Genomic DNA, 25,407 nt, shown 5'->3' with positions numbered 1-25,407 from the left:
GCGACTGAGAGTACGCGGCACTTTACGCCAGCCGTCCGCTCTTGGACCTTGTGTCTAAGAAGTCGTGATTCTATTGCGACAGAAGCAGCCCCAGATGCGGAAGATCCAGATGCGCTCTGTGCCAGGTCGCGCCTGACCGGCCGATAAGGCCTCATCACGGCTCAACGGGTGTCAGCGGCGGGCCCGCGGCTTCGATGGCGGCCACCGCCGCGAGGCAGAGATCCTTTCGGAATCGGGGACCGATGATCTGCACCGCCTGTGGAACCCGCCGCGTTCGGCGATCGGCACCGCCACCGCGTTCACCCGTGGGTTCACCGCCTCGATGCGTCGCAGATGGGCCTCGATCGCCTCGCGGCACGACACCTCCCCGCCCCTGACGAGCTCGGCCAGGTCGCTCGCCGCCATCTCCCAGAGCTCCGTCACCGTGCACTCCTTTCGCCCGCCATGGCTGCCGAACCTAGGGCGGATCTCCGGGAGAGAGCGGATCTCCGGGAGAGAGCAGTCTTGTTCTTCGCCGCACGCTGATCCGCCCACCGGGCCGGTCTTCGCATGCCGGGGCACCGACTCATGCCGGGGCACCGACCGGACCGGCGGATGCGGAGGCGGTGGCCGTCGCGGAACCGAGGAGGGGGACCGCGAACCGCATGGTCACCACGATCTCGGCGACACCACCCGACAGCGAGCACGACCGCAGCACCGCGCCGTTGGCGACCGTGATCGCTTCCGCTCGATGACACGCCTCGTCCGGCACGGCCAGCGCCACGCGAGCGGCCCCGAGCGCGCTGAGGTCGGCGGCGCTCTGCGCTCGGTGTCGCGCGACCCGAGCGACGCCCACCTGGACGACGACCATCGCCGCCGCCCAGACGGAGATCATGAGGGCGATCGTCCAGATGGTCGCCGAGCCGCGTTCCCGCCCGAAGCTCGCCGGACCCCTGCATGCCTGCGATCTGCTCATCCACATGCCCCGCTATCCGCGATCCTCCAGGTCGGCCCAATGCCAGATCGTCCGAGTCCGGGCCTCCGGGTCCGAGCCCCCATGTCCGGGCCTCGTGTCCGGGCCTCGTGTCCAGGTCTTCATGCCAGGGCTCCATGTCCGGGCCCCATGTCCGGGCCCCATGTCCGGGCCCCATGTCCGGGCCTCCGCGTCTGGGCCTCCGCGTCTGGGCCTCCGTGTCTGGGGCCACGTGGTCTTGTATTCGCGCCGAGTGCATGGTGAGCCGATCCTTGAGTCGGTTCCTGCGGACTCAGGGCCGCTCTCGGCTGCGTTCTTGTGGCTTCGCCGCCGCTTCGTCATCCGCGTTCGCCCCGTCAGCCGCGCATGCCTGGTCGGTCGCGCCTGGTCGGTCGCGTACGCCTGGTCTCGGAGCGGCCAGGTCTTCCCGGAAGCCCGGAGACCGGGTCACCCGCGCGGGCGCGGACAGCGGCGGAAGAACGCCGGGTTCGGTGCTCGAGACAGCGGCGGCCCGGAGGCGAGCCGGCGGGAGCGGCGTCCTGAAAGGCGGCCGGACGGTCGCCACGACCTCGACCCGGGTGGTGTCCGCCCCCACGCGAATCGTCACCGTGGCGCCCTCCGGAGCCAGTCGCAGGACTGCCTCGCGCACCTCTTCGGCCACCTCTCCGCGCGCCGCCGCCCGTGCGCCGGCCCGGGCCGCGTCGACACATCGCAGTTGCGCGCCCACGATCGCCACCACCCACAGTGCGGCGGTCAGCACCAGCACGAGGGCCGGAAGCGCGACAGCGGTCTCCGCCGTCACCGACCCTCTGGCTGCGCTACGAAGCCTCCGTGACCCAGGCCGAGTCGCCCAACGATCCCGCCGGAGCCTCCGCCAGAGCCGCACGTCCGCCACACGGCGTCGCGGCAGCCACGCACAGCAGCGCATCGCCGGAAGACTCAGGCGGCCAGCTTCAGCGCCTTCTGGATGAGCGCGGCGAGCATCGACCTCACCTCGGCACTGGTGACCACCTTCCAGAGCAGTGCGGCGAACCCGCAGGCGGCTATCGTGCCGACGGCGTACTCCGCCGTGGACATGCCCGCGTCGGCCCTCGTCCGGGCCTGCACCGCCCACTGAACGGACAGCTCCCGAGCACGGCGCGAGGCCGTGGCGACCGATCGCCGCAGCGCGGCGTACGACCTCCGCGAGACGCCACCCATCGCTCGCACGGCGTTCCGGAGCCGGCCGAATCCCGCCCAACGGCCGAAGCCTGTGAACAGGGACGTACGTCCGGACCGGCCCAAGCTGGTGAGCACGGACATACGCGCCGAGACGACGCCCGTGAGCGCGGATATGCGCCCGGGGCAGCCGAAGCGGGTGAACGCGGACGTGCGGCTGAAGCGGGTGGACAGGAACGTGCGCCCAGAGCGGACGACGCGCCTGAGCACGGGCGCGCGCCCGGGGCGACTGAACGCGGATGTGGGCCCGGAGCGGCCGAGCAGTGCCCTTCGTGCGGAGCGCACGAGCACCGCCCATCGTGCCGGCCGCGCCCTGTGACGACCCACAGCGCCACTGTCTCGCCGCCGGAGGGTCGTGCCCGTCTGGCTCCTCCGGCCGGTCGCGGCGTGCTTGCTCATCGGTCCTCCTGATCCCGCTCGGGGCGGCCACTCCGCCCGTGCTGGGGTCAGACTGCGGGATCGCGCATGGCCGAATTCGGACCGAGCACGGTTCTGTGGACAAGAACGCCGCAGCCGTAGTTGTCCACAACGACAGCACCCCCGAATATGGAGAGACGACTAGCGAATGGTGAGCTCTTGGGTCATTTGCTCCGCTCGCTGTCCACAGGTGTGGATGAAGTTGTCCACAGGCTGTTCACGGCAGGAGCTCTGCCCCTTGTTCACAGGAGGAGGAACCGGCCTGTCGCTCACGGCAGGAGGATCTGGCCCGCCAGGCCCGCGACCATGGGGACGATCCCCAGGAAGACGAAGGCCGGCAGGAAGCAGAGCCCGAGCGGCGCGACGGCGTGGACGCCCACCCTCCGCGCCGCGGCCGACGCCGTCGCCTGAGCCGTACGCCGGGCATCGTCGGCGAGCCGGGTGAGGACGTCGGCGACCGGCGCGCCGCTCTGGGCGGCCCTGATCATCGTTCTGGCCAGAGCCCCGAGCGCCGGCTCATCGGACAGCGCGGCCCACGCCTCCTCGGGAGGCGCGCCCAGGCGCATCTGAGCCCCCACCCACGAGAGGCGCTCGCCCACCGGGCCCGCGATCGCGACGGCGGTCGTCTCGACGGCCCCGCTCATCGGCTGTCCCGCCCGGAGACAGGCGACGATCAAATCGACGGCGAACGGAAGGTCGGCCCCCATGCGCTCTCTGCGGCGCCTGACCTCGGCCGGCTCCCGCCTGCGGACGGCGACGAACAGGCCGATGGCCGCCACCGTCCCCGCGCACGCCCCCATCAGGCCGCCGAGAAACAGGAACAGCGCGACCCCCACGGGCGCCGCGACGGCCATCCCCCGGCGTGCCGCGCTCTCGCTCATCGACCCGGGGCCTGGTGACCCCCTTACCGGCGTCTCCGACGCCGCCGTCGAAACGATGGAGTTCAGCCGCGCCGCCGGCGAACGGGCAACCGGCCACGTCAGCATGGCCAGCGTGGTCAGGAGCCCGGCCAGTACAGCGATCATGTCCCGCTCCCTCCTCAGCAGACAACCGTGCGGGGCCGTCGTTCACGGCAGCGTCAGCTCCTCCGCCCGGGTGACGAGCCTGTGGGTCCACCAGACGCCGGCGGCGTCGAGGGCGAGCCCCACGGCCAGGCAGACGAACCCCGCCGGGCCGCCGAACAGGAACGCCAGCGGATCCATGCCGAGCCCGGCGGCCATCAGCAGGCCGAGCACGGGCAGGCCCGCCAGCATCCGGGCGGTCGCCCGGGGGCCGGAAAGCTGGGCGGCGACCTCCTCCCGATGAGCCTGTGCTTCCCGAAGAGACGCGCACACCCGTTCCACCAGTGCGGTAAGGCCTCCGCCCACGGCCACGCTCACCCGCCAGCACGCGGCCAGCCGGGCCAGGCCCTCGCCGCCGCGGGCGGGAGCGGCGTTCAGCAGCGCCTGGGCGACATCCCCGCCGTCCCGGGCGGCGGCGACCACCGGGGCGAGCGCCGCCGGGTCGGGTGGGTCGACCGAGGAGACCGCCCGCGCGAGGGCGTCTCCCGGAGTCCTGCCCGCCGACAGCTCGGCTGCCAGGCTCTGGCACAGCTCGATGGACGCCGCGCGCCAGGCCGCCGCCGTCGCCCCCGGCCGTGGGCGGCGGGTGAGCGCGGTCCAGAACCCGCGCATATCCCTTGGCCGCCGTCTCCGTGTGAGCGACGTCAGCCGTGTCGTCCCGGCGTCCGGCCCGGTCCACTCCCAGGCGGCGAGGGCGGCGGCGAGCATCGCGACCAGTGCCGGGACCAGCCCGCCCGGCGGCGTCATGACGGCCACGAGGCCGGGCAGCGCGCTCCCACCGCCTCGAAGGACGGGCAGCGTGCGCGCAACGTCTCGAAAGACGGGCCCCGGCGTGCCCGGCCGTCCGGATCGAAGGTCAGGGCCGGAGCCGCGGTCACCAGGCCGGACGGGCCGCGTTCGAGCACGCAGATCTCGGCGACGCGGCGGCGGCCTCCCCCGGCCTCCCGCGCGAGGTGGATGACGAGATCGAGCGCGGCGGCGATCTGACTGTGCACCGCCTCCCGCGACAGCCCGGCCGCACAGGCCAGAGCCTCCAGCCTCGCGGGCACGTCGGCGGCGTTGTTCGCGTGCAGCGTGCCGCAGCCTCCCTCGTGGCCCGTGTTGAGGGCGGCAAGGAGATCGACAACCTCGGCTCCTCGCACCTCGCCCACGACGAGGCGATCGGGCCGCATCCGGAGGGCCTGCCGTACGAGATCGCGCAGCCCGACCCCGCCCGCGCCTTCCAGGTTCGGCGGCCGTGCCTCCAGCCGTACGACGTGCGGGTGCACGGGCTGCAGCTCGGCGGAGTCCTCGACCAGCAGCAGACGCTCCGCCGGGCCGGCGAGTGAGAGCATGGCGCTCAACATCGTTGTTTTTCCTGTGCCGGTGCCGCCCGTGACCAGGAATGCCAGCCGGGCCGCCATGATCGCGCGGAGCACGGCGGCTCCGCCCTCCGCGGCGAGTTCTTCCACCGTGAACGCCCGCCGTGACGGCAGCCGCAGGGACAGGCAGGTTCCCTCGGCCGCGATCGGCGGGAGCACCGCATGCAGGCGCACGCCGCCCGCGAGCCGGGCGTCCACATAAGGGCACGCGTCGTCGAGACGGCGTCCGGCAGCCGCGGCCAGGCGCTGGGCGAGCCTGCGGACCTCGTCGTCTCCCGGAAACGTCACGCTCGTCCTGCGCAGGCCGTCCCCGTCGTCCACCCACACCTCGCGCGGCCCGTTGACCAGGATGTCCGTGACACCCGGCTCGGCCAGCAGGGCTTCGAGCGGGCCCGCGCCGATGAGATGAGCGCGCAGCTTTCGGGCGACGGCGAGGACCTCGGCGTCGCCGAGCACGGCCCGCTCCGCGCGCAGGGCCGCCGCCACCTGGGCCGCGGTGGGGGCGGCACCGGTCTGCGAGAGCCGTACGCGCACCGCCTCAACGAGATCGGCGGCGACTCCGGGAACGGTCACGGGGCCTTCACGGGTCATGAGCCGCCCGCCCCGGTGAACGGCCGACCGCTCTGGTCGGTCCGATGGCTCCGGTCACTTCGGCGGACCCGGCCGGCCCGCTCGGCCCGGTCGGCCCGGTCGGCCGGGTCGGCCGGGTCGGGTGAGGAAGACCCGGCGAGGAGGGAGTCGAGCAGTTCGGCGCAGAAGCGGCCCAGCGGAGAGCGGCGCAGTGGCGGCGGATCTCCCCGATCGAGCGTCTCCACGAGCCCGCGCACCTCCGGGAGCACACCGACGCACGGGACGGACAGAGAGGCCGCGACGACCTCGGGATCGAGCGCCCCGGCGCGCATCACCAGGCGCAGGTCGCCGGTCCCCGGCCGGAGCAGCGTCACCGTCTGAGCCGCCGCGAGCGCTCCGCGCAGGTCCGCGGGAACGACGACGATCGTCGCGGCGGCCCGGGCGAGCGCCTCGGCCTCGCCTTCGCCGAGATTGCGGGGCAAATCGACCACGATCAGGTCGCAGCCGCGCTGCGCGGCGTCGAGCACGACACGCATCGCCTCCCGGGGTATGCGCACCGGCTCACCGCGATGCGCCGACAACACCGTGAGCTCCCCGAAGGTGGGCAGCGCCTCCTGAAGGGCGGCGAAGCTCACCCTGCCTTCCCTCCCGACGACGTCGGGCCAGCGGGCACCCTGGGCCTCCTCCTGACCGAGCAGCACGTCGACGCCGCCGCCGAGCGGGTCGGCGTCGACGAGGAGTGTGCGCAGCCCGCCGCGGGACGCCGTCAGCGCGAGGGAGGACGCGAGGACTGTGGCACCGGCTCCGCCCTTCCCTCCCACGACGCACAAGACCGTGCCGGCCCTGGTCACGGGCTCGGCGGCGTCGCCGAACTCCTCCACGAGAAGCCGTTCGGCCTCGGGCAGCTCCAGCACGGTGTGCGCCCCGACCGCGACGCATCTGCGCCACATGTCGGGGTCGTCGGCCGCCCGCGTCACGACCACCACGTTCTGCCGGGGTGGCGGACCCGTGGCGGCGAGATCGTCGGCCAGGTCGCCACCGACCACGACCAGCGGGGCCCTCATCCAGTGCGGGCGGGCCTGGGCGGCCGCGTGGGCGACGTCGAGTTCGACGCCCGCGGCGGCGGCGATGCGGAGCAGATCGTCGAGAAGTTCCTGATCGTCGGTTATGGCCAGTGGGCGTGGCATCGGCGTCTCCCTGTCGTCCGGGACGACTCGGCGGTTGGGAGGACCACGATGCGAGAGGCCGCGACCGGCCCGGGCGAGCGAACGCCGTTCTGTGGACGAAGCCCGGCCTGTGGACAGGACCGGGGCAGTTCGGGTCGTCCGCTATAGACCATGGACGGGGTCGAGAAAAAGGGCGACCCCCGCCGGGGGGGGAGAGCGGGGGTCGCCTTGCGGTCCGGCTCTGGGGGGGTAGAGCCGGTCCCGTATTACAAGAAAGCTTTAAACAAGTAACCAGGACATGGCAAGGGTTCGAACCCCCTCAAGCCACGTCATTCCGGATGGAGACACACCGTATGCTGCCTGATCACGAGAGGTACGTCGAGGTCCTCGCCGGTCTGAGTAAAAATTTTTCCCACAGTCAGCGCGTCAGGTCGACAGGTGCGGTCGCAACGCGTGTGGGGACCGGCCACAAGGAGTCACCGTTCACCCCTTGGTATGCGACAAACGGTATGAATGTGGACAGAAATACAGGAATGACCAAGGTGACGCGTAAAGCTCTTGGACCTAGGGGTTTCCATCCCGGGGAAACGGACGTAAAAAGGGATTACGGACCTGCGGGTTCGTGTACGACATCGGGTACCCACGCGCGACCAGCCGCGGGAGGCGTGTCGAGACGGGCTTGACCCGCTCCGACAGATCAGGTGCACGCTTGGTAGCCCGGTGACACGTACCGGCGACGGCGTTCCACACCAGGGACGCCGTCCGCTTTGTCCGCACCGCGTGCGCATCACGACCCCCGTACGCCAGGGCGAGGCCCCGACGCAGCACCGGTCCAGCAGCCGCCCCCCGCACCGCCGCGACCACGAACCAGGCACTGCCTCAGCACCGCTGCGAACGCCTACCGTGCCCCAAGCGGCCTCGCGACACCAGCGGTGAACCGCCGCCTCCAGCAGCCGCCCACCACACCGCCACAACCGCGAACCCGGCACCGCGCCATCACCCCCGCGAACACCCACCGCGCCGGTCGGCCACGCGGCCCGCCATGTGCCCGCCGTACGCGGCGGCCGTACGGGACAGGGGCGGATCAGCGGGACATGGCCTCGCAGATCGCCGTCGTCTCGCGGACGCCGTGGACGACCGCCGAGGCGCAGTGCCTCACCCAGGTGCCGACGCCCTCCCCCGTGCCCTTGAGGTAGGCCCTGAGGCCCTCGGCGTACGCGTCGCCGAGGTCGGCGTGGCCCACCTCCACCACGGCGAGCGACTTGGGATCGAGGCCGAGTTCCACCAGCGTGAGCCGCTCGGCGGCGCGGGCGACCAGGCCGTCGGCCACGCCGAACGGGCGCAGCACCACCAGCTCCGCGTGCACGATCGCGGCGAGCACGAGAGCGGGCGCGGTGGAATTCGTGACCAGCCCGGCGAGTGCCGACATGCGGGCCGCGGTCTCCTCCGGCCCGGGCGCCGGGCCGAGCCCGAGCGGATCTGCGGTCGTGGGCGCGGTCCTGGGCCTGCCGGGGTCGGCGGTCAGCCCCGCCGCCGCCAGCGCGTGCAGCCGGGCGAGGACCTGCCGCGGCGCCGAACGCCACGTGGGGGCCAGCCGGCCGAGCTCGGCCGAGGCACGCAGCGCACCCTGTACGACGGGATCGGTCACCTCGCCCATGCGCAGCGGCTCCAGCGGCACGTCGACGCCCTCGATCGCGGCGGAGGCGCGCGCGCCACGCAGCGCCGACTCGGCCGACACCTCGGGTCCGCGCCGGCGCAGCACCCGGTGCCGGTAGAGCCGGTCGACGGCCTCTCGTGCCTCCTGTACGGCCTCGGGCACGCCGGGCAGCCCGGCGATCACGGCCAGGGGATCGCTCACAGCCTCCGACCATACCCGCCGGTAGGGGGTCGTTCGCCGAAGAGGTGCGGCCGTTCAGCGCACGAAGGCGACGCCGGTCTCGGCCAGTTTGTCGCCTATCGATAAGTTGGCAGGTTATAGGCGGTAACCAGACAAAACGCCCCCACCCCGATTACTTGTACTTCACACCGCTCGCCTGGTGAAGTGGGACACGACATACCCCAGCTTGGCCGAGGCGGCCGAACGAGAGACAACCTTTTAGAAGCTACGAAGGAGTACGGAGTGGCCACCGAGACCCCCGGTCAGGAAACCCAGGAGACGCTGTCGAACCTGCTGAGCGAGACGCGCCGGTTCGAGCCCCCGGCGGACCTGGCGTCGGCCGCGAACGTCAAAGCGGACGCCTACGAGGAGGCCGCACAGGACCGGCTCGCCTTCTGGGAGCGCGCCGCGGAGCGGCTGACGTGGGCGGAGCGCTGGGACACCACCCTTGAGTGGAAGCCGCCCTTCGCCAAGTGGTTCATCGGCGGCAAGCTGAACGTCGCCTACAACTGCGTCGACCGGCACGTCGAGGCCGGCCGTGGCGACAAGGTCGCCTACTACTGGGAGGGCGAGCCCGAGGGCGACAGCCGCACGATCACCTACGCCGACCTGCAGAAGGAGGTCGCGAAGGCCGCCAATGCCCTGCAGGAGCTGGGGGTGGGCAAGGGCGACAGGGTCGCGGTCTACATGCCGATGATCCCCGAGCTGCCGATCACCCTGCTGGCCTGCGCCAGGATCGGGGCGATCCACTCGGTGGTCTTCGGCGGCTTCTCCTCCTCCGCTCTCAAGAGCCGCATCCACGACGCGGACGCGAAGGTCGTCGTCACGGCCGACGGCGGCTTCCGCCGCGGCGCGCCCAGCGCGCTCAAGCCGACGGTCGACGAGGCGGTCGCCGAGTGCCCCGGCGTCGAGCACGTCCTCGTCGTACGCAGGACCGGTCAGGACGTCGCGGTCACCGAGCGGGACATCTGGTGGCACGACCTCGTGGACCGTCAGCCCGCCGAGCACGAGCCGGTGCCGCACGACGCCGAAGACCCGCTGTACATCCTCTACACCAGCGGCACCACCGGGAAGCCGAAGGGCATCCTGCACACCACCGGCGGCTACCTCACCCAGGTCGCCTGGACCCACCACGCGGTCTTCGACCTCAAGCCCGACAGCGACATCTACTGGTGCACCGCCGACATCGGCTGGGTGACCGGGCACTCGTACATCGTGTACGGCCCGCTCGCCAACGGCGCGACCAGCGTGATCTACGAGGGCACCCCGGACACCCCGCACCGCGGCCGTTTCTGGGAGATCGTGCAGAAGTACAAGGTCACGATCCTCTACACCGCCCCCACCGCGATCCGTACGTTCATGAAGTGGGGCGACGACATCCCCGCGAAGTACGACATGTCGTCCCTGCGGGTGCTCGGGTCGGTCGGCGAGCCCATCAACCCCGAGGCGTACGTCTGGTATCGCGAGCACATCGGCGCCAACCGCTGCCCCGTCGTGGACACGTGGTGGCAGACGGAGACCGGCGGCATCATGATCAGCCCGCTCCCGGGCGTCACGGCCGCCAAGCCCGGCGCCGCCATGCAGCCGCTGCCCGGCATCGCGGCCGACGTGGTCGACGACCAGGGCAACTCGGTGCCGAACGGCGGTGGCGGTTTCCTCGTGGTCCGCGAGCCGTGGCCGTCCATGCTCCGGACCATCTGGGGCGACGACAAGCGCTACATCGACACCTACTGGTCGCGGTTCGACGGGATGTACTTCCCCGGCGACGGCGCCAAGCGCGACGAGGACGGCGACCTGTGGCTGCTCGGCCGCGTGGACGACGTCATGCTCGTCTCGGGACACAACATCTCCACGACCGAGGTCGAGAGCGCGCTCGTCAGCCACCCGAAGGTGGCCGAGGCGGCCGTCGTGGGCGCCACCGACCCGGTGACCACCCAGGCCATCGTGGCCTTCGTGATCCTGCGCGGCACCGCGGAGGAGAGCGACGACATCGCGGCCGAGCTGCGCGCCCACGTGTCCAAGACGCTCGGCCCGATCGCCAAGCCGCGGCAGATCCTGGTCGTGCCCGAGCTGCCGAAGACCCGCTCCGGCAAGATCATGCGCCGCCTGCTGCGCGACGTGGCGGAGAACCGTTCGCTCGGCGACGTCACCACGCTGACCGACGACTCCGTCATGAACCTGATCGCGCAGAAGCTGCCCACCGCCAAGAGCGAGGACTGATCGCGAGCCGCCTGACCGCGTGAAGGAAGGCGTGGACGCACGACGTCCACGCCTTCCGCATCTCCGCACCGGCCACCGGCCACGGCGCGGCAGGGCACGGCGCGGAGCGGATAGGGCGAGGCGCTGTGAGGCCCGGCGGGGCACGGTGCCAGGCAGGGTGCGGTGCGAGGCGGGGGAGGCGCTGTAAAGCCCGGCGCCGCGCGGTGAGGCGGGACACGGTGCCAGGCAGAGCGCGGTGCCAGGCAGAGCACGGTGCGCACGAATCGTTCGAGCCGTCATATTCCGGCCGTGCGCGGGCAGGTCTCCGCGTGCCGCGTCCTTCGAACCGGGTTATCCCCAGGCAGGGGGCTTGACGTACACGTGCGCGGACGGGCACGAGATGATGTTTGATAGTCGCAGATAGGAGATCGCTCATGCCCGAGGACGAATCGCTCGGTGCGCTGGTCGCCCAGGCGAGCCATCACATCTCGACCCTCGTACGGTCGGAGATCGAGCTGGCGAAGGCCGAGCTCAAATTCGACGCGAAGCGGGTCGGCGTGGCCGCCGGGCTGTTCGGCGCCGCGGCCTTCATGGGGCACCTGTGCCTCATCCTGGCCTCGTTCGCGATCGCGTACGCCCTCGTGGCCGTGGGTCTGGCCACCTGGCTGGCGTTCACGATCGTCACGGTGTTCTACCTCGTGGTGGCCGGGCTGCTGGTCCTCGTCGGCTATCGACGGCTCAAGGGGCTGACCGGCATGAAGCGCACGAGACGGAGCCTGCGTGGCCTGGCCGGCCCGGAGGAGGCGGAGGACGGGCTGCCGGAGAGGGTTCCGGCTCCCGCGGCAAGGCCCGCGGCCCCGGCGCCCCCGCCGTACACGGGCCCGACCGCCGGGCAGGTGGGCGCCCACCGGGAGTCCGTGAGCGATGCCGGTTGACGAGACGCTGATCGAGGTCGAGGGCCCCTGGACACACCGTGCGGTGCACGCGGGCGGTGTGCGGTTCCACGTGGCCGAGGCCGGTGAAGGGCCGCTGGTCCTGCTGCTGCACGGGTTCCCCCAGTTCTGGTGGACCTGGCGGCACCAGCTTCCGGCGCTGGCGGAGGCCGGCTACCGCGCCGTCGCCGTCGACCTGCGCGGTTACGGCACCAGCGACAAGCCGCCGCGCGGCTACGACCTGCCCACGTTGGCCGTCGACGCGGCGGGCCTGGTGCGCGCGCTCGGCGAGACGAGCGCGATCGTGGTGGGCCATGACTGGGGCGGGCTGCTGGGCTGGACGATGAGCGTCCTCGACCCGAAGGTGGTGCGGCGGCTGGTGCCCGTCTCGGCGCCGCATCCGCTGCGCATGCGCTCCGCGCTGTTCACCGACCCGCTCGGGCAGCTCAAGGCCAGCCGCTACGCCCTGGGGTTCCAGCTCCCCTTCCTGCCGGAGCGGAAGCTGACCCGCAAGGGCGGCGCCGCGGTGGGCAAGCTCGTCGAGAGGTGGGCCGGACCGCAGTGGCCCGGCGACGGCGTCACACGGGCATACCGGGAGGCGATGCGGCTCCCGGCGGTGGCGCACTGCGCGCTGGAGTACTACCGCTGGTTCGCCCGGTCGCAGCTCCGCGCCGACGGCTTCCGCTACGCCCGGCAGATGCGCGCGGAGATCGAGGCGCCGACGCTGCAGTTGCACGGCGCGCTCGACCCGTGCATCCTGCCGCGGACCGCCCAGGGTTCCAGCAGGTTCGTGGCCGCGCCGTACCGGTGGCGGCTGATCGAGGGCGCCGGGCATTTCCCGCACGAAGAGCGCCCGGAGCAGTTCAACACCGAGCTCATCTCCTGGCTCTCCGACCCCGAGCCCGACCGCTGAGCCCCGCCGCTGAGCCCCGCCGCTCAGCCCCGCCGCTCAGCCCCGCCGCTCAGCCCCGCCGCTCAGCCCCGCCGCTCAGCCCTGCCGCGGAACCGGGCTACGACCGCCGAGCGGCCCGACCGCGCCCCGATCACGGACCCACCGCCGAGCCCCGCCTGGGGTCCCACCCCTGAAGCCCGGCCGCTACCGCCAGCCCATCCAAGGCACACCCCCGAACCCGGTCAGACCCACGCCCGCCGCTGAGCCCCCGCTTTGCGGCCTCGCCGTCGAATCGGGCCTCTGACGTGCCGTTCGGCGTCAGGAATGGTCCGCCGACGCCGGTCCCGCACGCGTCCCTCCACAGCGTGACCGCTCCCAGGCGGCCGCCCCGGCTGCCGGATCGGTACCCGTGATCTTGTAGAAGATAGTAGAAATGTGCCCTGAAGTGGCTCAACTTCCTGGTTGATCTCCGGGCTATCCGGGAGTCGCCGGGGGCTTCGGCCGCTTGGAACCGCCCACGCGCCCTGCGGAGAGACCATGCGTGACCGTGACGAAGCGGGTCGCCCCCGCAATGCACGCCCTCGCGACGAGTACGGCAGGCCGCTTCCCAGAGGCACAGAGGGAGTGCCCCGGGTGCCGGACGACTACGCCCCCGCCGCCGAGGAGGCGCTGGAGGAGGCCAGGAAGCTGCTCGCGGCGGGCCGGCCGTTCCACGCCCACGAGGTGCTGGAGGCCCGCTGGAAGACCGGCCCCGACGAGGAACGCGAGTTGTGGCAGGGTCTCGCGCAGATATGCGTCGGTCTGACGCACATCCAGCGCGGCAACCTCTCCGGCGCCGCCGCACTGCTGACCCGCGGGTCCGCCCGGCTCGGCGCGTACGGCTCCACGCGGCCCTACCGGCTGGACCTGCGGGCCCTGGCCGTGGAGGCCGACGCGGTCACGACCGCCATCGATGAGGGAAACGCCGACGCCGGCTCCGCCATCACCGCCATCCTGACCCGGCTCACCCCCGCGTAGGGACGCTCCCTAGTCGCAGTCCTGGGTGCCCACGCGGACGACGGCGGCGCTGCCGTCCTTGGCGTCGGGCATGACCTCCTCCGCCGTGAGGGCGTAACCCGTCTCGGGCTGGTCGGTCGCGGCAGCGAAGATCACGCCGAACACGCGGCCGTCCGGGCTCAGCAGCGGCCCGCCCGAGTTGCCCGGCTGGACCTTGCCCCGGATGGCATAGACCTCGCGCTCGACCTTGCGCTGGTTGTAGATGTCGTACGACTCGGCGCGCTGCTTGATCCTGATGCGCGCGGCGAGCGGTGTGAAGGGGTGTCCCTTCGGATACCCCGCGATGATCGCGCTGTCGCCCTTGTCGGCTTCCATGTCGAAGCGCAGCGCGTTGATCGGGAGGCCGGGGACGAACAGCACGGCGATGTCGCGCTCGGGGTTGTACAGGACGACCCGGGCGTCGTATTGGTTGCCGTCGTAGTCGGTGACCTTCAGGCCCTCGGTGACTCCGGCGACGACGTGCGCGTTGGTCATGATCCGCTGGCGCGCGTAGACGAACCCGGTGCCCTCGATGCGCTTGCGGCAGCTCGGGGCGGTGCCCTGCACCTTGACGATCGCCCTGCGGGCCCGCACGAGTGCGGGGCTGCTGTTGATCAGGGTCTGGTCGGGCGGGGGCACGTTCTGGCCGCCGATGGAGGTGATGACCTGCGGCCACTCCGAGGTGTTGACGAAGTCCCTGAACTGCTTCTGCAGTGCCCCCACGCCGTCGGGGATGGCCTCGTCGACCGTCTGCCACACGACCGATCCGTTGATCTGGTCCTTGATCAGCGGCTGGCCGATGCTCATCGAGACCATCAGGGAGCCGATCAGCCAGGCGATGACCAGAACCGAAAGACCGCTGGCGACCGAGCCGCCGAAGGCGTCGACCGCCTTGGCCGGCTCCCAGGTGACGTGGCTGCGGGCCACCGCGCCGATGGTCGAGGACGCGAACTGCCCGATCGTCGCGGCCAGGAAGACGATGACGATGGCTAACAGGGCCCTCTCGATGTCACCGCTGACGATCGCTCCGGCCAGGGGCGGTGCGATGAACAGGCCCAGGATGGCGCCGCCGACGAATCCGATGAAGCTGAAGGCCCCGATGATGAAGCCCTGCCGGTAACCGGATACCGCGAAGGCCACCACCAGGCCGATCAGGATGAGATCGAGAAGATCGCCGCGCACAGTTTCCACGGTATAGGCACGCCAGTCGTCGTGTGCGGGCCTCTGCCGGGTCTCGTCGCCATACGCGGCGTACGAACACCCCGCTTACGTGGGCACATGTCCCCGCATATGCCGCGTACGGGCGCCCCGCGGGCTCAGCCCCGCGGGCTCAGCCTCGCGCGGCCAGGTCGACGACCTCGGGGGGAAGATCCTCGATCCGTGAGCGGTCCCAGGGACGCTCGAAGCCGGCCGCGGTCAGCACGCCGTCCAGCACGCCGGCGGTGAACCCCCACACGAGCAGGCCGCGTACGCGGAACGCCACGGACGGGCCGACGCCGCGCGGGTGGCGCAGCCGCAGCCGGTTGGCGGGGTCCACCAGCTCCGCGACCGGGACGCGCTCGACGATCTCGACCTCGTCGGGGGACGCGGCGTGCACGGCGCAGGGCGTGTGCCACCAGGCGAGCACGGGCGTCACCCGGTTGTCGCTGCGCCAGACGTAGAGCTCGGGCATGGTGCCGACGACCTCGACGCCCGAGGGGTCGAGCCCGGTCTCCTCCTGGGCCTCGCGCAGGGCCGCGCCGATCGGGCCGTCGTCATCGGGATCGACGCCGCCGCCGGGGAACGCGGGCTGGCCGGCGTGCGTGCGGCCCTTCGAACTGCGCTGGATGAGAAGGATGTCGGGCCCCTCGGGCCCCTCGCCGAACAGCAGCAGCACCGCGGCCGAACGGCCGGCGCCGTTCGCGGGAGGCCGCAACGCGGTGGGGACAGGGCTGTGCGCGGCCTTCGCGGCCAGCTCCGTCAGCCAAGGGGGAGCCACGACCACCTCCACATCGTCACCCGTGTCGTCACACCACACCGTCACATAGGGCATGCGCGGACCCGGGCGTGCCGTACAACCACGCGAGAGCGTCCGAACTTCCCGACTAACGGGCACTCATGAGAAAGGCCCCGGTCGCACGAGCTTGCGCGCCTCCTCCGGATCGGTGGGGCCGGTGCCGTACGACGGGCAGAGCGCGGCGAGGGGGCACACCCCGCAGGCGGGCTTCCTGGCGTGGCAGATGCGCCGTCCGTGCCAGATCAGCCGATGCGACAACATCGTCCACTCGGACTTGGGGATCAGCTCGCCGACCTCGTGCTCGATCTTCACGGGATCGGTCTCGGTCGTCCAGCCGAAGCGCCTCGTCAGCCGCTGGAAGTGCGTGTCGACGGTGATGCCGGGGACGCCGAAGGCGTTGCCGAGCACGACGTTCGCGGTCTTGCGGCCCACGCCGGGGAGCTTGACGAGGTCTTCCAGCCTGCCCGGAACCTCGCCGTTGTGGCGTTCGCAGAGGGTCTGCGCCATGCCGATGATGCTGTTGGCCTTCGCCCGGAAGAACCCGGTGGACCTGATGATCTCTTCCAGCTCGGCGCGGTCGGCCCCGGCGTAGTCGGCCGCGGTGCGGTACTTCGCGAAGAGCACCGGAGTGACCATGTTGACCCTCTTGTCGGTGCACTGCGCCGAGAGGATCGTGGCGACCAGCAGCTCCAGCGGGTTGCCGAAGTCGAGCTCGCAATGGGCGTCAGGGTAGGTCTCGGCCAGGATCCGGTTCATCCGCCTCGCCCGCCGCACGAGCCCCAGGCGGGTCTCGGCCTGGCGCTGACGCCGTCGGGGAGCGGCCGTGTTCGTCGCCATGCCGCAAGCGTAGGGCCTCGCGTCCCCGGTCCGCTCCCTGGTCATGGCTTGCCACACATGCCACATATCCAGCCTGTATTTGCCAATTTGTCCCTACGCTGCGCAATACACTGTGCCGGTAGGGGGACGACCGGACGCCCGAGCCGGTCGAGCGCGCAATGGGCGTAAGGATAGGTTTCCGCCAAGATTGTGTTGTTTCGCCAGGCACGACGCACACACGTGTGAGCCGGGAGCCACGCCCATGCGACGTAACGGGACACCCCGCAATACGTCGTGGAAGGCGTGGGTCACAATGGCTAGCACGGAGCCGGCGACCGAGCGCGCCCGCAGCAAGGAGGCACCGTGAGCACCGAGGAAGTACTGAGCAAGGCGCCGCTGTTCTCCGCGCTCGACCGTGAGAGCGCCGCGGCTCTGCGTACGAGCATCACAGAGGTGGAGCTGCCCAAGGGCCGCACCCTCTTCAGCGAGAACGAGACGGGCGACCGGCTCTACGTGGTGCTCGAAGGCAAGATCAAGCTGGCGCGCACCGCTCCGGACGGCCGGGAGAACCTGCTGAGCGTGCTCGGCCCCGGCGAGATGTTCGGCGAGCTGTCGCTGTTCGACCCCCGCCCGCGTACGGCCTCGGCCATCGCGCTGACCGACGTGCGCCTGGCCGGGCTCGGCCACGACGACCTGCGGCCGTGGCTGACCGGCCGGCCCGAGGTCGCCCTCCACCTGCTGCGCGCCCTGGCCCAGCGGCTGCGCCGCACCAACGACGTGCTCGCGGACCTCGTCTTCACCGACGTGCCCGGCCGTGTCGCCAAGCAGCTCCTCGACCTGGCCGACCGCTTCGGGCAGAAGACCGACGACGGCATCCGGGTGCACCACGACCTCACCCAGGAGGAGCTCGCCCAGCTCGTGGGCGCCTCGCGGGAGACGGTCAACAAGGCCCTGGCCGACTTCGCCCAGCGCGGCTGGCTGCGCATCGAGGCCAAGGCCGTGGTGATCATGGACAGGGAGCGGCTCTTCAACCGCTCCCGCTGACGCGACGCTAGAGCGTCTTGAGGTAGTTGAGCTGCGCCGCCACCGACATCTCGGCGGCCGGCCACAGTGACCGGTCCACGTCGGCGTAGACCATCTCGACGATCTCGCGTGCGTCTCTCGCACCCCTGCGGATCGCCTCGCGGATCTGCTCAAGCCGCTCGCGCCGGTGGGCGATGTACGCGTCGAGCACCGCGGACGGATCGGGCAGTACGGGCCCGTGTCCCGGCAGCAGCGCCGCGGCCTCCAGCATCTCGGCGCCCTGCCTGAGCCTGTCGAGGCTGCGCAGGTAGTCGCCGAGGTCCCCGTCCGGTGCGATGACCGTCGTTCCCCGGCCGAGGATCGTGTCGCCGGTCAGCATCGCCCGATCGCCGGGCAGCCAGAAGCACAGCGAGTCGAACGAGTGCCCGGGCGTGCCGACGACCCGGACCTCCACATCGCCCGCCGTCACCACGTCGCCGTCGGCCAGCCCCTCCTCGCCCAGGCGGAGGCGCGGGTCGAGCGCCCGCACCGGCGCGCCGAGCAGGCGCGCGAGCGTCGCCGCGCCCTCGCTGTGGTCGGGGTGGCCGTGCGTGAGCAGGACGGCGGTCACCCGGCGGCCGTCCACCCGCTCGGCGACCCGCCGCAGGTGCGCCTCGTCGTCCGGGCCGGGATCCACGACCAGTACGGCATCCGCCCCGCCGACGATCCACGTGTTGGTGCCGTCGAGAGTCATCGGCGACGGGTTGGGCGCCAGCACGTTCACGGTGCTCGCCGTGCCCGCGCCGTCGAGGCCGCCGGACGTGTCCGGTCCGGGGATGCGCAGCCCGCTCACTCGCCCGTCCTTCCTGAGTCGGGGTCCGTCCCGGAGATCGTCTCAGGGATCGTCTCGGGGATCGTTTCCGGGATCGTTTCCGGGATCATCAGCACCATCCGCCCGTCCACCTCGGCGGCCTCCGGCAGGATGGTCGTGATCGTCCGGGGGCAGGCGAGCACGTCGCCGGCCGACTCGAACGCCGCCATCTCGGCCAGCGTCCGGAAGGTGGGCGGCAGCATGTGCGCCGTACCCGCCCGCACGGCGGCCAGCGCGTCACCCGGCCGCATCCAGGCCACGCCCGACGCCTCCCCGCCCACGTCACGCGTACGCTGCCCGGGGGGCAGGGCCGCCACGAAGAAGCGGGTGTCGAAGCGCCGGGGCTCCACGGCGGGCGTGATCCAGTGCGCCCACGCCTTGAGCAGGTCGGACCTGAGCACGAGACCCCGCCGGTCGAGGAACTCGGCGAACGACAGCGTGCGCGCGATCAGCGCGAGGCGGTCGGACTCCCAGTCCGGGCCCGTCGTGTCGGTCACCACCGTGTCACGGCCGGGCCCGGCCAGGAGCACGCCCGACTCCTCGAACGTCTCGCGTACGGCGGCGCAGACGAGGCCCCGGGCCGTGCTCTCGCCGGCCCGGAAGACCTCGCCCCACTCGGCGGGCGACGGGCCCGCCCAGGCCACGCGGTGATCGGCGTCCCGGGGGTCGACCGATCCGCCGGGGAACACGTAGGCGCCGGCGGCGAAGGCCATCGTGGTCTTGCGCCTGAGGAGGTACACCTCCAGGGGGTCGTCACGCAGCAGCACGACCGTGGCCGCGTCCCTGGCGGGGGCGGGAGCCAGGCGGCCGGCGAGGATCTCCCGCGCCCGCTCGCCGACCTCGCCGGGCAGCGGAAACCCCATGAGGCCCTCCAGAACAACAATCGGTCGACCGGACCCCATGCTCTCCCACGCGTTCGCGGAACCGCAAACCCCGGTTCCGGCCGGCCGTACGGTCAGCGGACCTCCGCGATGACCTCCACCTCGACCGGGGCGTCGAGCGGGAGGACCGCCACGCCGACCGCGCTCCTCGCGTGCTTGCCCGCCTCGCCGAACACCTCGCCGAGCAGTTCGCTGGCGCCGTTGACGACCTGCGGCTGCCCGGTGAAGCCGGGAGCGCTCGCGACGAACCCGACCACCTTCACGATCCGCACGACCTTCGACAGGTCGCCCACCAGCGCCTTGATGGCCGCCAGGGCGTTGACCGCGCAGATGCGCGCCTGCTCCTTGGCCTCCTCGGCCGAGACCTCCGCGCCGACCTTGCCGGTGACGCCCAGCTCGCCCTTCACGAGCGGAAGCTGGCCCGAGGTGTAGACGTGGTCACCCGTCCGTACGGCGGGCACGTACGCGGCCAGCGGGGGCACGACCTCGGGCAGCGTGAGCCCGAGCTCGGCGAGCCTCTCCTCCGGGGTGGCCATCACTTCGGCCGCTTCATGTAGGCGACGAGCTGCTCGGGGTTGGGCCCCGGAATGACCGAGACGAGCTCCCACCCGTCTTCGCCCCAGTTGTCCAGAATTTGCTTCGTGGCGTGCGTGAGCAACGGCACGGTGACGTATTCCCACTTGGTCATGGGCAAAGGCTATCGATGCGCGGCGCGCCGGGGACGCTCAGGAACGCGAAACCCAGGACCACGAGCGGCGTCAACAGCACCGATTCCACGGCCGGCGCCTTCTCCGCCGGCCGTGCCGGGAATGCACCCATTGGCGAACTCTTACCCGATCCACGCGCAAGCCGTACCTCGGGGTTCCGACTGTGGACGACCGGCGCGAATCGGCATGTGACGCTTGGGTAGCCTTCCTCACGTGGGCGAGTGGAGCAGGCACGCCGACGGGAACCACCGCGCGACGATCCGCGGACGCGATCTCGCCGGCCGTCCGGAGGAGGCACGGTGAGTCAGCCGACCGGCAGTCGCGGCGGGAGCAACGGGGAGGCCCGTGACACCGACTGGGACGGCGTGCGCCTGCACATAGTGAGCGGCAAGGGCGGCACGGGGAAGACGACGATCGCCGCCGCGCTCGCGCTCGCCCTCGCGGCGGGCGGGCGCAAGGTGCTGCTCGTCGAGGTCGAGGGACGGCAGGGCATCGCCCAGGCGTTCGACCTGCCGCCGCTGCCGTACGAGGAACGCAAGATCGCCGTGGCCCCCGGCGGCGGGGACGTGTACGCGCTGGCCGTCGACCCCGAAGAGGCCATGCTCGAATATCTCGAGATGTTCTACGGCATCAAGCGCGTGGGCAAGGCGCTGACCCGCATGGGCGTGGTCGACTTCGCCACGACCATCGCCCCCGGCCTGCGGGACGTCCTGGTCACCGGCAAGACCAGCGAGGCCGTACGGCGCCGCGACAAGCAGGGCCGCAGGGTGTACGACGCGATCGTCATGGACGCGCCCCCGACCGGCCGGATCGCCCGGTTCCTGAACGTGACCCAGGAGGTCGCCGGGCTGGCCCGGGTCGGGCCCATCAAGAACCACGCCGACCTGGTGCGGGGCGTCCTCGCCTCCCCCGAGACGGCGGTCCACTTCGTGACGCTGCTGGAGGAGATGCCCGTCCAGGAGACGCTCGACGGCATCGAGGAGCTGCGCGCGACCGGCCTGCCGGTGGGCGGCGTGTTCGTCAACATGGTGCGCCCCGCCGGGCTGCCCGAGGGCGTGCTGGAGGCGGCCGCCCAGGGACGGTTCGACTCCGCCGAACTCGCGCTCGGCCTCAAGGCGGCCGGGCTGACGGACGCCACGGCCGACGCCTCCGCGGTCGCCGAGGCGCTCGCCCGCGAGGTGACCGAGCACGCCCTGCGGACCGAGCTGGAAAAGCGCGAGCGCGTCGCGCTGGAGGAGGCCGGCGTGCCGCGGTATGACCTGCCGCTGCTGCCCGACGGCGCCGACCTGGCCGGGCTCTACGAGCTGGCCGACGCCCTGCGCGCCCAGGGTGCCGCGTGACCTTCCGACCGAACGCAAGAGCGAAAGGCTGAGCTGTGACCAGGACGGCGCCCGCGCTGGACATCGACGCGATTTTGGATGATCCGGACACCCGAATCATCGTGTGCTGCGGCTCGGGCGGCGTCGGCAAGACCACGACGGCCGCGGCCCTCGGGCTGCGCGCCGCCGAACGTGGCCGTTCGGTGGTCGTCCTGACCGTGGACCCCGCCAGGCGGCTGGCCCAGGCCATGGGCCTGACCGAGCTCGACAACACCCCCAGGCGCGTCGACGGCGTGGACGGCGCCGGAGAGGCCGGCGGCGAGCTGCACGCCATGATGCTCGACATGAAGCGGACCTTCGACGAGATCATCGAGGCCCACGCCGACCCGGAGCGCGCCCAGCAGATCCTGACGAACCCCTTCTATCAGTCGTTGTCGTCCAGCTTCTCCGGCACGCAGGAATACATGGCCATGGAGAAGCTGGGCCAGCTGCGCCGTTCGAACGAGTGGGACCTGATCGTGGTGGACACCCCGCCGTCGCGGTCGGCGCTCGACTTCCTCGACGCCCCCGAACGCCTCGGCCGGTTCCTGGACGGCAGGCTGATCCGCATTCTCACGGCACCGGCGAAGGCGGGCGGGCGCAGCGCGTTCAAGCTGCTCAACGCCGGTTTCGGCATGGTCGCGGGCATCCTGACCAAGGTGATCGGCGCCCAGGTGCTGCGCGACATCCAGATGTTCGTCACCGCGCTCGACGCGGTGTTCGGCGGTTTCCGCCAGCGCGCCGAGCAGACCTACCGGCTGCTCCAGGCGCCGGGCACGGCGTTCCTCGTCGTCGCCGCGCCCGAGCGCGACGCGATGCGTGAGGCGTCCTACTTCGTGGAGCGGCTGGCCGACGAGCGCATGCCGCTGGCCGGGCTGGTCGTCAACCGCGTACACCGGCCGCTGGCGCCGTCACTGTCGGCGGCGCGCAGCTCCGCCGCCGCGGAGGACCTGGCCGCCAGGGGCGAGCACGATCTCACCGCGGCCGTGCTGCGGTTGCACGCCGGAAGGATGCAGCTCGCCTCACGGGAGCAGCGTCAGCAGGAGCACTTCACCTCGGCGCACCCGACGGTGCCCATCGCACAGGTGCCCGCCATGCCCGAGGACGTGCACGATCTGGCGGGACTTCGCCAGATCGGGCAACTCCTCGCGTCCTGAAGCCGCGACGTCTTCTGAAGACGCGACGTTCTTCGAGGACGCGACATCCGGCGTCCCGCTTCGCCGCGGGACGCCGCGCCGGGCTCAGCCGGCGATCAGCTCGTTGGTGCGCTCGTACTCTTCCTTGGCGGACTCCAGCAGGTCCCGCCAGGACTCCACGTCCGGCCTGCGCCTGAGCAGCGCACGCCGTTCCCGCTCCGTCATCCCGCCCCACACCCCGAACTCGATGCGGTTGTCCAGCGCATCGGCGAGGCACTCGGTACGGACGGGGCATCCACGGCAGATGAGCTTTGCCCGGTTCTGGGCGGCGCCTTGCACGAAGAGTGCGTCAGGATCCGCACCTCGGCAGGCGGCACGGGAGGTCCAATCCGTGATCCACATGTTCGACCCCACTCCCCTTAGGTGGTCAGTCGTCGTTTCGGCCGACGGGCGCGGGCGTCGGGCCTCCTGGTTGCAGTAGCCGCAGAGGAGAAAGTACGCAACGAAACGATCGAACCGACATACCCCGGGGGGACCAAATTCGTGCATGGTCATGTCAGGCCATGTGGCCGGGAATGACTAGTCCCCCCCGCCGAAGGGTAATGCGGACCTGTGAGGTCGATGCCGGGAGAGTCACCAAACGGACGTACCCTTGGATCCGTGCAAGCTCACGGCAAATCTCTGGCATCCCGGACAGGTGCTGCCCTGCGCCTCGTCGGCGCCGCGGGCGTCGCGGGAGTGCTGGCGGCGGCGATTGCGCTACCCGCCGTGGGCGGGGCCGGCGTCACGGTCAAATCGAGCATCGAGACCCTGAGCCTCAAGCCGGCGAAGCTCGACGAACCGCCACTTCCCGAGAAGACGGTCCTGCTCGACGCGCACGGCAAGCAGATCGCCCAGTTCTACTTCGAGAACCGGGAATCGGTCTCGATGGACCGTATCGCACCGATCATGCGGAAAGCGATCGTGGCGATCGAGGACTTCCGCTTCTACGAACACGGCCCGCTCGACGTCGAGGGCACCACCCGCGCCCTCGTCAGGAACATCACCACGGGCGGGGTCACACAGGGCGGCTCGTCCATCACTCAGCAGTACGTGAAGCAGGTGCTGTACAACAAGGCGGAGACCGACGAGCAGAAGGCCGCCGCCGTCGCGCCGACCGTCGGCCGCAAGCTCAACGAGATCCGCTACGCCATGGGGATCGAGCAGAAGTACAGCAAGGACGAGATCCTCAACCGCTATCTCAACATCGCCTACTTCGGCGCCAGCGCGTACGGCATCGAGGCGGCGTCCAAGCGCTTCTTCGGCAAGCACGCCTCCGAACTGAACCTTGCCGAGGCCGCCACGCTGGCGGGAGCCGTACAGGACCCGAACGCCACCGACCCCAACCGGGGCAAGGAGTTCCGCGACCGGCTGCTGGCCCGGCGCAACGTCGTGCTCGACCGCATGAAAGAGCTGAACATCATCACCGAGGCCGAGCGCGACGCGGCCAAGAAGAAGAAGCTGGGGTGGAAGGACAAGGAGATCCCCGGCGGCTGCGAGGAGAGCGACTACCCGTACTTCTGCCTGTACGTGCGCAATGAGATCCTCAACGACCCGCAGTTCGGCAAGACGCAGAAGGCCCGGCAGGACTTCCTGGCACGCGGCGGCCTGACGATCAGGACCACGCTCGACCCGAAGATGCAGAAGGCCGCGGAGAAGGCCATCAAGAAGTACGTCTTCCCGAGCGACAAGCCGGTCGCCTCCGAGGCGCTCGTCGAGCCCGGCACCGGAGCCATCAAGGCGATGGCCTCCAGCCGGAAGTTCGGCACCAGCAAGAAGAAGAACGAGATGTCGATCAACGTCGTCGCGGACGCCGCGCACGGCGGCGGCACGGGCTTCCAGGCCGGATCGACCTTCAAGATGTTCACGCTGGTGACGGCGCTGAAGGAAGGCTACAAGTTCAAAGACGGCTTCAACGTCGGCAGCACCTATACGGCGCCCAGCTACTCCGCGTTCAAGGACTGCAAGGGCAACAACGTCGGCGACATCAAGACCCCGCTGCACAACGCGGAGGGCCACGGCGGGTTCCTGACCCTGCAGACCGGCACGTGGGGCTCGGTCAACACCTTCTTCCTCACCCTTGAGCAGAAGGTCGGCCTCTGCGACGTCGTGAAGACCGCCAAGGACTTCGGCATCAAGCGCGCCGACGGCGGCAAGCTCCAGGAGTTCGAGCCGTTCACGCTCGGCTTCAACGAGATGGACCCGGTCACCGTCGCCACGGCGTACGCGACGCTGGGCGCCCGTGGCAAGTACTGCGCACCGATGGCCATCACCGAGATCACCGACCGCTTCAACAAGGTGACCTCGTTCAAGCCCAAGTGCAAGCAGGTCGTCGAGGCCGCGGTCGCCGACGCGGCCACGAACATCCTGTCGGGCGTGTTCACCAAGGGCACCATGTCCGGCGTCGGCGGCATCGGCAGGGACGCGGCCGGCAAGACCGGTACGGGCGACGTCTCCCGCACCGTCTGGTTCGCCGGGTTCACCCCCGACCTCGCGGGCGCGGTCAGCCTCGGCGACCCGCGCGGCCCGGTCCGCTACCCGCTGAGCAACCGCGTCATCGGCGGCCGGTCGTACGGCTCGGTCTTCGGCGCCAGCATCCCGGGCCCGATCTGGAAGGACACCTTCCTCGCGGCGCTCAAGGGCGTCGAACCCTCGTCGTTCGTCAAGCCGGACATGGAGAGGTTCGGCGGCTGCGCCCACCAGTGCGCTCCCCCGCCGAAGCCGAAGTCCGAGCGGGGCGACGGCGACGGACCCGGTGACGGTCGCGGAGGCGGTCCCGGCGGCGGTCCTGGCGGCGGTGGCCCCGGCGGCCGTGGCGGCGGGCACGGTGGCGGGCCCGGCGGTGGCCGCGGTCCGGGTGGCGGCGACGCGCCCTTCGACCCGTTCGGGTGATCTTCCCCTGATGTCCCCTGATGGGCCGCT

At 71.3% G+C, this 25,407-nt stretch carries 25 protein-coding genes; 8 read left to right on the top strand and 17 right to left on the bottom strand.

What is annotated here, in order from left to right; all coding sequences use genetic code 11:
• Positions 1-171 precede the first annotated feature (171 nt).
• From OHB01_RS13025 to OHB01_RS12985, 9 genes are all read right to left on the bottom strand, one after another.
• Positions 172-423, bottom strand: coding sequence for a hypothetical protein (locus OHB01_RS13025; protein WP_328855436.1), 252 nt, complete (start codon positions 421-423; stop codon positions 172-174).
• Between the two features lie 142 nt (positions 424-565).
• On the bottom strand, positions 566-955 hold the full coding sequence (locus OHB01_RS13020) for an Rv3654c family TadE-like protein (protein ID WP_328855435.1): 390 nt from the start codon (positions 953-955) through the stop codon (positions 566-568).
• A gap of 289 nt (positions 956-1,244) precedes the next feature.
• Positions 1,245-1,754 (bottom strand): TadE family type IV pilus minor pilin, encoded by a 510-nt coding sequence (locus OHB01_RS13015; protein ID WP_328708565.1) that lies wholly within the window; start codon positions 1,752-1,754, stop codon positions 1,245-1,247.
• 137 nt (positions 1,755-1,891) lie between these two features.
• The gene (locus OHB01_RS13010) at positions 1,892-2,152 is read right to left on the bottom strand and encodes a DUF4244 domain-containing protein (RefSeq protein ID WP_142647890.1); all 261 of its coding nucleotides are present in this window, start codon (positions 2,150-2,152) and stop codon (positions 1,892-1,894) included.
• Between the two features lie 704 nt (positions 2,153-2,856).
• Positions 2,857-3,612: a type II secretion system F family protein gene (locus OHB01_RS13005; protein WP_240971433.1), complete on the bottom strand. Its 756-nt coding sequence runs from the start codon at positions 3,610-3,612 to the stop codon at positions 2,857-2,859.
• Between the two features lie 42 nt (positions 3,613-3,654).
• Complete coding sequence (locus OHB01_RS13000; RefSeq protein ID WP_142647889.1) at positions 3,655-4,395, bottom strand: type II secretion system F family protein; 741 nt, start codon at positions 4,393-4,395, stop codon at positions 3,655-3,657.
• Positions 4,392-5,600, bottom strand: a complete 1,209-nt coding sequence (locus OHB01_RS12995; protein ID WP_419197574.1) for a TadA family conjugal transfer-associated ATPase — start codon at positions 5,598-5,600, stop codon at positions 4,392-4,394. Before OHB01_RS12995 ends, OHB01_RS13000 begins: the two co-directional genes overlap by 4 nt.
• A complete protein-coding gene (gene ssd, locus OHB01_RS12990) occupies positions 5,597-6,766 on the bottom strand; it encodes a septum site-determining protein Ssd (protein WP_328855433.1) in 1,170 nt (389 codons plus the stop codon). The genes OHB01_RS12995 and ssd overlap by 4 nt, the downstream gene beginning before the upstream one ends.
• A gap of 1,063 nt (positions 6,767-7,829) precedes the next feature.
• Positions 7,830-8,603, bottom strand: coding sequence for a Fic family protein (locus OHB01_RS12985; protein WP_142647886.1), 774 nt, complete (start codon positions 8,601-8,603; stop codon positions 7,830-7,832).
• A gap of 261 nt (positions 8,604-8,864) precedes the next feature.
• Between OHB01_RS12985 and acs the strand changes: the two genes are divergently transcribed.
• From acs to OHB01_RS12965, 4 genes are all read left to right on the top strand, one after another.
• Positions 8,865-10,841, top strand: a complete 1,977-nt coding sequence (gene acs, locus OHB01_RS12980) for an acetate--CoA ligase (RefSeq protein WP_142647885.1) — start codon at positions 8,865-8,867, stop codon at positions 10,839-10,841.
• A 413-nt stretch (positions 10,842-11,254) separates the two neighbouring features.
• Positions 11,255-11,755 (top strand): phage holin family protein, encoded by a 501-nt coding sequence (locus tag OHB01_RS12975; RefSeq protein WP_142647884.1) that lies wholly within the window; start codon positions 11,255-11,257, stop codon positions 11,753-11,755.
• A complete protein-coding gene (locus tag OHB01_RS12970; protein WP_142647883.1) occupies positions 11,745-12,665 on the top strand; it encodes an alpha/beta fold hydrolase in 921 nt (306 codons plus the stop codon). Before OHB01_RS12975 ends, OHB01_RS12970 begins: the two co-directional genes overlap by 11 nt.
• 612 nt (positions 12,666-13,277) lie before the next feature.
• Complete coding sequence (locus tag OHB01_RS12965) at positions 13,278-13,661, top strand: DUF309 domain-containing protein (protein ID WP_260617261.1); 384 nt, start codon at positions 13,278-13,280, stop codon at positions 13,659-13,661.
• A gap of 9 nt (positions 13,662-13,670) precedes the next feature.
• Here OHB01_RS12965 and OHB01_RS12960 read toward each other — a convergent pair whose 3' ends face one another.
• From OHB01_RS12960 to nth, 3 genes are all read right to left on the bottom strand, one after another.
• Positions 13,671-14,861 (bottom strand): MarP family serine protease, encoded by a 1,191-nt coding sequence (locus tag OHB01_RS12960; RefSeq protein WP_142647881.1) that lies wholly within the window; start codon positions 14,859-14,861, stop codon positions 13,671-13,673.
• A gap of 148 nt (positions 14,862-15,009) precedes the next feature.
• Complete coding sequence (locus OHB01_RS12955) at positions 15,010-15,711, bottom strand: NUDIX hydrolase (RefSeq protein WP_142647880.1); 702 nt, start codon at positions 15,709-15,711, stop codon at positions 15,010-15,012.
• A gap of 63 nt (positions 15,712-15,774) precedes the next feature.
• Complete coding sequence (nth, locus tag OHB01_RS12950; protein ID WP_328855432.1) at positions 15,775-16,512, bottom strand: endonuclease III; 738 nt, start codon at positions 16,510-16,512, stop codon at positions 15,775-15,777.
• A 342-nt stretch (positions 16,513-16,854) separates the two neighbouring features.
• Between nth and OHB01_RS12945 the strand changes: the two genes are divergently transcribed.
• The gene (locus OHB01_RS12945) at positions 16,855-17,535 is read left to right on the top strand and encodes a Crp/Fnr family transcriptional regulator (protein WP_030506761.1); all 681 of its coding nucleotides are present in this window, start codon (positions 16,855-16,857) and stop codon (positions 17,533-17,535) included.
• Between the two features lie 7 nt (positions 17,536-17,542).
• Here the strand turns inward: OHB01_RS12945 and OHB01_RS12940 are convergent, their stop codons facing one another.
• From OHB01_RS12940 to OHB01_RS12925, 4 genes are all read right to left on the bottom strand, one after another.
• Positions 17,543-18,346: an MBL fold metallo-hydrolase gene (locus tag OHB01_RS12940; protein WP_261985728.1), complete on the bottom strand. Its 804-nt coding sequence runs from the start codon at positions 18,344-18,346 to the stop codon at positions 17,543-17,545.
• The gene (locus tag OHB01_RS12935; protein WP_142647878.1) at positions 18,343-19,227 is read right to left on the bottom strand and encodes an NUDIX hydrolase; all 885 of its coding nucleotides are present in this window, start codon (positions 19,225-19,227) and stop codon (positions 18,343-18,345) included. The genes OHB01_RS12940 and OHB01_RS12935 overlap by 4 nt, the downstream gene beginning before the upstream one ends.
• 92 nt (positions 19,228-19,319) lie before the next feature.
• Positions 19,320-19,781 carry a RidA family protein gene (locus OHB01_RS12930; RefSeq protein WP_142647877.1) on the bottom strand — a complete coding sequence of 154 codons (462 nt, stop codon included), beginning with the start codon at positions 19,779-19,781 and terminating at the stop codon, positions 19,320-19,322.
• On the bottom strand, positions 19,781-19,933 hold the full coding sequence (locus OHB01_RS12925) for a DUF4177 domain-containing protein (protein WP_076440089.1): 153 nt from the start codon (positions 19,931-19,933) through the stop codon (positions 19,781-19,783). Before OHB01_RS12925 ends, OHB01_RS12930 begins: the two co-directional genes overlap by 1 nt.
• A 318-nt stretch (positions 19,934-20,251) precedes the next feature.
• On the opposite strand from OHB01_RS12925, the gene OHB01_RS12920 reads away from it, so the two are divergent.
• Positions 20,252-21,292: an ArsA-related P-loop ATPase gene (locus OHB01_RS12920; RefSeq protein ID WP_142647876.1), complete on the top strand. Its 1,041-nt coding sequence runs from the start codon at positions 20,252-20,254 to the stop codon at positions 21,290-21,292.
• Positions 21,293-21,327: 35 nt separating this feature from the next.
• Positions 21,328-22,467 (top strand): ArsA family ATPase, encoded by a 1,140-nt coding sequence (locus tag OHB01_RS12915; RefSeq protein WP_142647875.1) that lies wholly within the window; start codon positions 21,328-21,330, stop codon positions 22,465-22,467.
• Between the two features lie 84 nt (positions 22,468-22,551).
• Here OHB01_RS12915 and OHB01_RS12910 read toward each other — a convergent pair whose 3' ends face one another.
• Positions 22,552-22,848: a WhiB family transcriptional regulator gene (locus OHB01_RS12910; protein WP_030506755.1), complete on the bottom strand. Its 297-nt coding sequence runs from the start codon at positions 22,846-22,848 to the stop codon at positions 22,552-22,554.
• 366 nt (positions 22,849-23,214) lie between these two features.
• On the opposite strand from OHB01_RS12910, the gene OHB01_RS12905 reads away from it, so the two are divergent.
• Positions 23,215-25,377: a transglycosylase domain-containing protein gene (locus OHB01_RS12905; RefSeq protein WP_315985167.1), complete on the top strand. Its 2,163-nt coding sequence runs from the start codon at positions 23,215-23,217 to the stop codon at positions 25,375-25,377.
• Positions 25,378-25,407 lie beyond the last annotated feature (30 nt).

Source organism: Microbispora hainanensis (assembly GCF_036186745.1).
Taxonomy (GTDB): Bacteria; Actinomycetota; Actinomycetes; order Streptosporangiales; family Streptosporangiaceae; genus Microbispora.
This window is presented reverse-complemented; position numbering and strand designations above follow the sequence as displayed.